General features: G+C 68.9%; 5 protein-coding genes. 3 read left to right on the top strand and 2 right to left on the bottom strand.

The window, feature by feature from the left end; genetic code table 11:
* Positions 1–2: 2 nt before the first annotated feature.
* Positions 3–779 carry a TatD family hydrolase gene (locus tag ACQ4N9_RS26085; RefSeq protein WP_390968571.1) on the bottom strand — a complete coding sequence of 259 codons (777 nt, stop codon included), beginning with the start codon at positions 777–779 and terminating at the stop codon, positions 3–5.
* Between the two features lies 1 nt (position 780).
* On the bottom strand, positions 781–1,776 hold the full coding sequence (gene cra, locus ACQ4N9_RS26090) for a catabolite repressor/activator (RefSeq protein ID WP_390968573.1): 996 nt from the start codon (positions 1,774–1,776) through the stop codon (positions 781–783).
* Between the two features lie 296 nt (positions 1,777–2,072).
* On the opposite strand from cra, the gene ptsP reads away from it, so the two are divergent.
* The 3 genes from ptsP to ACQ4N9_RS26105 are packed head-to-tail and all read left to right on the top strand — an operon-like array spanning position 2,073 to position 7,598.
* Positions 2,073–4,925 carry a phosphoenolpyruvate--protein phosphotransferase gene (ptsP, locus tag ACQ4N9_RS26095; protein ID WP_390968575.1) on the top strand — a complete coding sequence of 951 codons (2,853 nt, stop codon included), beginning with the start codon at positions 2,073–2,075 and terminating at the stop codon, positions 4,923–4,925.
* Between the two features lies 1 nt (position 4,926).
* Positions 4,927–5,871 carry a 1-phosphofructokinase gene (pfkB, locus tag ACQ4N9_RS26100; protein ID WP_322359988.1) on the top strand — a complete coding sequence of 315 codons (945 nt, stop codon included), beginning with the start codon at positions 4,927–4,929 and terminating at the stop codon, positions 5,869–5,871.
* Complete coding sequence (locus ACQ4N9_RS26105) at positions 5,871–7,598, top strand: PTS fructose-like transporter subunit IIB (protein WP_390968577.1); 1,728 nt, start codon at positions 5,871–5,873, stop codon at positions 7,596–7,598. Before pfkB ends, ACQ4N9_RS26105 begins: the two co-directional genes overlap by 1 nt.
* Positions 7,599–7,603: the final 5 nt, after the last annotated feature.

The following is a 7,603-nucleotide window of genomic DNA, read 5'->3' on the forward strand; positions in this document are numbered from 1 at the left end:
AACTACCAGCCAAACAGCTCGCCGGCATTACGGCTACTGGCCTCGGCCAGCAGCCCGACCTCAACCCCCATCACCTCGGCCAGCGCCGCGGCGATCTCCGGCAGGTGCTCCGGGCTGTTGCGCATCCCCGGGTACATCACCGGCGCCATATCCGGCGAGTCGGTCTCCAGCACCACGCAATCCAGCGGCAGACGCGCCAGGGTCTTGCGCAGCCGCAACGCCTGTGGCCAGGTCGCCGCGCCGCCCAGGCCCAGCTTGAAGCCCAGCTTGAGGTACTCGCGCGCCTCTTCATAACTGCCGGCAAAGGCATGGATGATCCCCGCCCGCTGCGGTTTGTAGCGTTTGAGCGTGGCGATCACCTGGGCGTGGCTGCGGCGCACGTGCAGCAGCGCCGGCAGTTCGAAGTCGCAGGCCAGTTGCAGCTGGGCTTCGAACAACGCCTGCTGGCGCTGCGGGTCAAGTTCCGGCAGGTAGTAGTCCAGGCCGAACTCGCCCACCGCACACAGGCGCGGGTCGCCACGCAGGCGCTCCAGCCAGTCGCGCAGTTGCACCAGGTGCTCGGGGCGATGCTGGTCGAGGTAGACCGGGTGCAGGCCGAGTGCGGCGTACAGGCGCGAGTCACTGCAGGCCAGCTCCCATACGCGCTGGAAGTTGGCCTGGTACACCCCCAGCACCACCATCCGTTCCACCCCGCGCGCCGCCGCGTTGGCCAGCAGCTGCGGGCGGTCGGCGTCGAAGTCGGGGAAGTCGAGGTGGGTGTGGGTGTCGATCAGGCGCATGTCAGGCGCCCGGAATACGTTGCTTGAAGGTGCGACCGATGGCGTGCACGCCGGGCTCGTAGCGCTTCTCTTCGATGGCGGCCAGCGCCAGCTCCAGCGCGGTGGCGGCAATCAGGCCGTGCTGCTGGGCCATGGCGTTGACCGGCAGTGGCAGGAAGTCGAGCAACTGGTTGTCACCGAAGGTGCCCAGTTGCAGCTGGCGCGAATCGGCCGGGCGCGCCTGCAGGATGTCGAACACCCCTTGCAGCAGCACATAGGAGGTGGTCACCAGGGCGTCCGGCAGGCCGCCGTGCTCGGCGATCAGTTGCTGCATCAGGCGCTGGCCGCATTCGCGGCTGAACGCATCGCCCTGGTAGCGGCGCACTTCACCGGCATAGGCCTGCATGGCCTCGTCGAAGCCACCGGCGCGGGCCTGGCTCACCGACAGATCGGGGCGGGCGCCGATCAGTGCGATGCTTTGTGGGCGGGTGTTCAACAGGCTCTCGGCGAGCTGGCGGCTGGCGTCGCGGTCGTCGCTGATCACCGAGCAGAAGTGCGCCGGGTCCAGGCGCCGGTCGATGGCGATCACCGGCAGGCCCTTGTCCTGCAGCTCACGGTAGCTGTCGTCCTCGGGCGGCAGGCAGCTGGCGACGAACAGCGCATCGCAGCGGCGGGCGCGGAACAGTTGCTGCAACTGGTGCTCGCTGCCGGGCTGGTCGTCGCTGCTGGCGATCAGCAACTGGTAGCCACGGGCGCGGGCGCCCTGTTCCAGCTGCTTGGCGATGCGGGCGTAGCTGGGGTTCTCGAGGTCGGGGAGAATGAAGCCCAGGGTGCGGGTGTGCCGGCTGCGCAGGCCGGCGGCCTGCGGGTTGGGGGTGAAGCCATGGGCCTCGACCACCGCGCGCACGCGCTCGACGGTACTGTTGCTGATGCGCTGCTGCTCGGCCTTGCCATTGATGACGTAGCTGGCCGTGGTCACGGACACACCGGCCAGACGGGCGATATCGCTGAGTTTCACCGAATTTTCCTTGTTATTTCCGGGGCTGACTGCTTGCCTGACCGGGTAGTTTCACCCAAGCGCAGGCCCGCGCGCAGACGACCATTGTCGCAATTGTCCGACAGGATGGGGCTTTTTCGTCGGCAGATTATCGAGTAACGTGGCCGCTTGGTCAGATTAATCGTTTCAGCTTGGCTGATTTTTCCTGCTTGCCACATCCAGCCTGGCCACTTGCGCTGATCAATTGAACGGCTTTTGCCGGAAAAATCCACAACAATACCTCGGTACCCCACCTGGGCGCCGGAAAGGAGAAGGTCATGCTCGAGCTTGCCGTGGAGCAGATTGCCATGGGCCAGAAGGCTGCCGACAAAGGCGAGGCGTTGGCCTTGCTGGCCGCGCGGCTGATGGCCGACGGGCTGGTTGCCGAAGGCTATGTCGACGGCTTGCGCGCCCGTGAGGCGCAGGGCTCGACCTTCCTCGGCCAGGGCATCGCCATCCCCCATGGCACACCGCAGACCCGCGAGCTGGTGTTCGCCACCGGCGTGCGCCTGCTGCAGTTCCCCGAAGGGGTGGACTGGGGCGACGGGCAGATTGTGTACCTGGCCATCGGCATCGCCGCCCGTTCCGACGAACACCTGCGCCTGCTGCAACTGCTCACCCGCGCCCTCGGCGAGACCGACCTGGCCGAGGCCTTGCGCCGTGCCGGCAGTGCCGAGGCCTTGCTCAAGCTGTTGCAAGGCGCCCCCCAGGAACTGGCACTGGATGCGCAACTGGTCGGCCTCAACCTGGCCGCCGAAGACTTTGACGAACTGGCCTGGCGCGGTGCTCGCCTGTTGCAGCGCGCCGGCTGTGTCGACAGCGGTTTCGCCGCCGTGCTGCAACAGGCCGAACCGCTGCCCCTGGGCGAAGGCCTGTGGTGGCTGCACAGCGAGCGCCAGGTGCGCCAGCCTGGCCTGGCCTTCATCACCCCGCAAACACCCCTGCGTTACCGCGATCAGCCACTCAATGGCCTGTTCTGCCTGGCCAGCCTCGGTGCCGCACACCAGGCCTTGCTCGAACGCCTGTGCGAAGTGCTGATCGAAGGCCGCGGGCAGATGCTCTACCAGGCCACCAGCAGCCGCGCCGTGCTCGAAGTGCTCGGCGGTGAAGCGCCTGCCGACTGGCCCAGCGCCCGGGTGGCGCTGGCCAACCCCCATGGCTTGCATGCCCGCCCGGCCAAGGAACTGGCGCAACTGGCCAAAGGTTTCGAAGGCGAGATCCGCGTGCGTGTGCTCGACAGCGCCCAGCCTGCGGTTTCGGTCAAGAGCCTGAGCAAGCTGCTCAGCCTGGGCGCCCGGCGTGGCCAGGTGCTGGAGCTGATCGCTGAACCGAGCATCGCCAATGACGCGCTGCCGGTATTGCTGGCCGCCATCGAGCAAGGTCTTGGTGAGGAGGTGGAACCACTGCCGGCCGTTACCCAGCCTGTCGCCGAGGCCTGCGCGCAGGTGCTTGAGGCACCGCTGCCCGGCAGCACTGTCCAGGGCGTCGCGGCAGCCCCCGGGATTGCCAGCGGCCCGGCCTTTGTGCGGGTCGAGCGCGACATCGATTACCCCCTGCGAGGCGAGTCCCCTGCACAGGAACGCCTGAAGTTGCGCACCGCCGTTGCGGCGGTGCACGCCGAGCTGCAGGCCCTGGTGCAGCGCAGTGACAAGGCCATCGGCGAAATCTTCGTCACCCATCAAGAGATGCTCAGCGACCCGGCCCTGATGGACGAGGTCGAGCTGCGCCTGGCCCAGGGCGAAAGCGCCGCCGCCGCCTGGATGGCCGTGATTGACGCCGCCGCGCGCCAGCAGGAGGCCCTGCACGACACCCTGCTGGCCGAGCGCGCCGCCGACCTGCGCGACATCGGCCGGCGGGTGCTCGCCCAGCTGTGTGGTGTGCAGCAGGCCGCCGAGCCGACACAACCCTACGTGCTGGTGATGGCCGAAGTGGGCCCCTCGGACGTGGCGCGCCTGGACCCGGCACGGGTCGCCGGCATCGTTACCGCCCAAGGGGGCGCCACCGCCCACAGCGCCATCGTTGCCCGCGCCCTGGGCATCCCGGCGGTGGTCGGTGCCGGCGCGGCGATCCTGCTGCTCGACAGCGGCACGCCGCTGCTGCTCGACGGCCAGCGCGGGCGTGTCGCCATCGCCCCACCCGCCGATGAACTGCAACGCGCCCTGGCCGAACGCGACGCCCGCGAGCGGCGCTTGCAGATTGCCTGGGCCAACCGCCATGAACCGGCAGTGACCCGCGACGCCCACCGCGTCGAAGTGTGCGCCAACATCGGCGAAAGCAGCGGCATCGACAAGGTGGTGGAGCAGGGCGCCGAAGGCGTCGGCCTGCTGCGCACCGAGCTGATCTTCATGGCCCACCCGCAGGCCCCCGACGTGGCCACTCAGGAAGCCGAATACCGCCGCGTGCTCGACGGCCTGGGCGGGCGGCCACTGGTGGTGCGCACCCTCGACGTGGGCGGCGACAAGCCCTTGCCCTACTGGCCGATCGCGGCGGAAGACAACCCCTTCCTCGGCGTGCGCGGCGTACGCCTGACCCTGCAGCGCCCGCAGGTGATGGAAGAGCAACTGCGGGCCCTGCTGCGCGCGGCCGAAAATCGCCCGCTGCGGATCATGTTCCCCATGGTCGGGCAGGTGCACGAGTGGCGCGCCGCCAAGGCCATGGTCGAGCGCTTGCGCCTGGAGATCCCGGTGAGCGACCTGCAGGTCGGGATCATGGTCGAGGTGCCGTCCGCCGCGCTGCTGGCCCCACAGCTGGCGCGCGAAGTGGACTTCTTCAGCATCGGCACCAACGACCTCACCCAGTACACCCTGGCCATCGACCGCGGCCACCCGAGCCTCTCGGCCCAGGCCGACGGCCTGCACCCGGCCGTGCTCCAGCTGATCGACATGACCGTGCGCGCCGCCCACGCCGAAGGCAAGTGGGTGGGTATTTGCGGTGAGCTGGCGGCCGACCCGCAGGCGGTCGCGGTGTTGCTGGGGCTGGAGGTGGACGAGTTGAGCGTCGCCGCCCGCAGCATCCCCGAAGTCAAGGCACTGGTGCGCCAGGCCACCCTATCGACGGCCCGCGCCCTGGCGCGCGAGGCCCTGCAACAAGACAGCGCCGAAGCGGTCCGGGCGCTGGTGGAGCGTTACTGAAATGGCCAAGATCCTCACCCTTACCCTCAACCCGGCGCTGGACATCACCGTCAGCCTCGACCGCCTGCAAGCCGGTGCCGTCAACCGCAGCCAGGCCCAGCACAGCCATGCCGCCGGCAAGGGCCTGAACGTCGCCCAGGTGCTGGCCGACCTGGGCCACAGCGTCACCGTCGGTGGTTTCCTCGGCCAGGACAACCTGCAACCCTTCGAGGCGCTGATCGCCCAGCGCGGCTTTGCCGACTGCTTCGTCCGCGTGCCTGGCGAGACCCGCAGCAACATCAAGCTGGTCGAGGCCGACGGCCGGGTCACCGACATCAATGGCCAGGGCCCGCAGGTCGATGAGGCCGCCAGGAATGACCTGCTGCACCGCCTGGCGCAGGTAGCGCCGGGGCATGATGCGGTGGTGGTGGCCGGCAGCCTGCCACGGGGGATCAGCCCGGGCTGGCTGCGCGAGTTGCTGCAGATGCTCAAGGTGCAGGGCCTGAAAGTGGCCCTGGACAGCAGCGGAGAAGCCTTGCGCGCCGGCCTGCAGGCCGCGCCCTGGCTGGTCAAGCCGAACACTGACGAACTGGGTGAAGTGCTCGGCTTGCCAGTGGACGGCCTGGCACAGCAACGTGCCGCCGCCGACCAGTTGCTGGCCAGTGGTGTCGAGCACGTGGTGGTGTCCCAGGGCGAGCACGGCGTCACCTGGTTTGCCGCAGGCCTGGCGCTGCATGCCCAGCCACCGCAGGTGCGCATCGCCAGCACCGTGGGCGCCGGTGATTCACTGGTGGCAGGCATGGTCCATGGCCTGCTGCAGGGCGAAGCGCCCACAGCTACCTTGCGCCGCGCCACTGCGATCGCCGCCCAGGCGGTCACCCAGGTCGGTTTCGGCATCCACGACCGCGAGCAGTTGGCGCGCCTGGAAGCCGCCGTGCACCTGACAGAACAACAAGAGGGCTGCTGATGAACATTGCCATTGTCACCGCCTGCCCCAACGGCCAGGTGTCCAGCGTGCTCAGTGCGCGCCTGTTGGCCGCCGCCGCCCAGCGGCGCGGCTGGAGCACCAGCGTCGAAGTGCAGGAGGCCGAACACCCCGAGCGGCGCCTGTCGCCTGCGCAGATCGCCGAGGCCGACTGGGTGCTGGTGGTCAGCACCGGGCCGGTCGATCTGGCCCGTTTCGCCGGCAAGCGCCTGTACCAGAGCACGCCGGCCCAGGCCCTGGCCGACCGCGAAGGCTTTCTTGACGAAGCCGCCGCCAAGGCCCGGGTGCACGAGCAGCAATCCGCCCCCAGCGCGGCAGCCAGTACGCCGAAGTTTGTTGCGGTAACGGCTTGCCCGACAGGCGTTGCCCATACCTTCATGGCCGCCGAGGCGTTGCAGCAGGCCGCTCAGGCCCTGGGCTACACGCTGACCGTGGAAACCCAAGGCTCGGTAGGCGCCCGCAACCCATTGCCGGCCGAGGCCATCGCCGCCGCCGACGTGGTGCTGCTGGCCGCCGACATCGAAGTGCCCACCGCGCGCTTCGCCGGCAAGCGCATCTACCGCTGCGGTACCGGCATCGCCCTCAAGCAGGCCCGCGCCACCCTGGACAAGGCCCTGGCCGAAGGCAAGATGGAAAGCGCCGCTGATGCCGCCAGCACCGCGCAAAAAACCGAGAAGACCGGCGTCTACAAACACCTGCTGACCGGCGTGTCGTTCATGCTGCCGATGGTGGTGGCCGGCGGCTTGCTGATCGCCCTGTCGTTCGTGTTCGGCATCGAGGCCTACAAGGAACCCGGCACGTTGCCAGCGGCATTGATGCAGATCGGCGGCGACGCGGCGTTCAAACTGATGGTGCCGCTGCTGGCCGGCTACATCGCCTGGTCCATCGCCGACCGCCCGGGCCTGGCGCCGGGGATGATCGGCGGCCTGCTGGCCGGCACCCTCGGCGCAGGCTTCATCGGCGGCATCGTCGCCGGCTTTCTTGCCGGTTACAGCGCCAAGGCCATCGCCCGCTGGGTGAACCTGCCCAGCAGCCTCGAAGCGCTCAAGCCGATTCTGATCATCCCGCTGCTGGCCAGCCTGTTCACCGGGCTGGTGATGATCTACGTGGTCGGCCAGCCGGTGGCGGCCATGCTCGCAGGCCTCACGCACTTCCTCGACAGCATGGGCACCACCAACGCCATCCTGCTCGGGCTGCTGCTCGGCGGCATGATGTGCGTCGACCTGGGTGGCCCGATCAACAAGGCCGCCTATGCGTTTTCGGTGGGTTTGCTGGCCTCGTCCAGCTACGCGCCGATGGCGGCGACCATGGCGGCCGGCATGGTGCCGCCGATCGGCCTGGGCATCGCCACCTTCCTCGCCCGTCGCAAGTTCGCCCAGAGCGAGCGCGAGGCCGGCAAGGCGGCGCTGGCGCTGGGCCTGTGCTTCATCTCTGAAGGCGCCATCCCGTTCGCCGCCAAGGACCCGCTGCGGGTGATCCCGGCGAGCATCGCCGGCGGGGCCTTGACCGGCGCGCTGTCGATGTACTTCGGCTGCAAGCTGATGGCCCCGCACGGCGGGCTGTTCGTGCTGCTGATCCCCAATGCCATCAACCACGCGTTGCTGTACCTGCTGGCGATCCTGGCAGGGAGCCTGGTGACGGCGGTGGTGTATGCGGTGATCAAGAAGGGCGAGCAGGTGGAGATGGTGGTGGCGCCGGCCAAGGGCTAGCGCCC

The sequence above is a fragment of the Pseudomonas sp. ES1 genome (assembly GCF_050586605.1).
GTDB classification, from domain to species: Bacteria; Pseudomonadota; Gammaproteobacteria; order Pseudomonadales; family Pseudomonadaceae; genus Aquipseudomonas; species Aquipseudomonas sichuanensis.

Bases quoted from the DNA above. Each gene is read 5' to 3' on its own strand.
- ACQ4N9_RS26105 (WP_390968577.1), top strand. From the start codon at position 5,871: ATGAACATTGCCATTGTCACCGCCTGCCCCAACGGCCAGGTGTCCAGC.
- pfkB (WP_322359988.1), top strand. From the start codon at position 4,927: ATGGCCAAGATCCTCACCCTTACCCTCAACCCGGCGCTGGACATCACC.
- ptsP (WP_390968575.1), top strand. From the start codon at position 2,073: ATGCTCGAGCTTGCCGTGGAGCAGATTGCCATGGGCCAGAAGGCTGCC.
- ACQ4N9_RS26085 (WP_390968571.1), bottom strand. From the start codon at position 779: ATGCGCCTGATCGACACCCACACCCACCTCGACTTCCCCGACTTCGAC.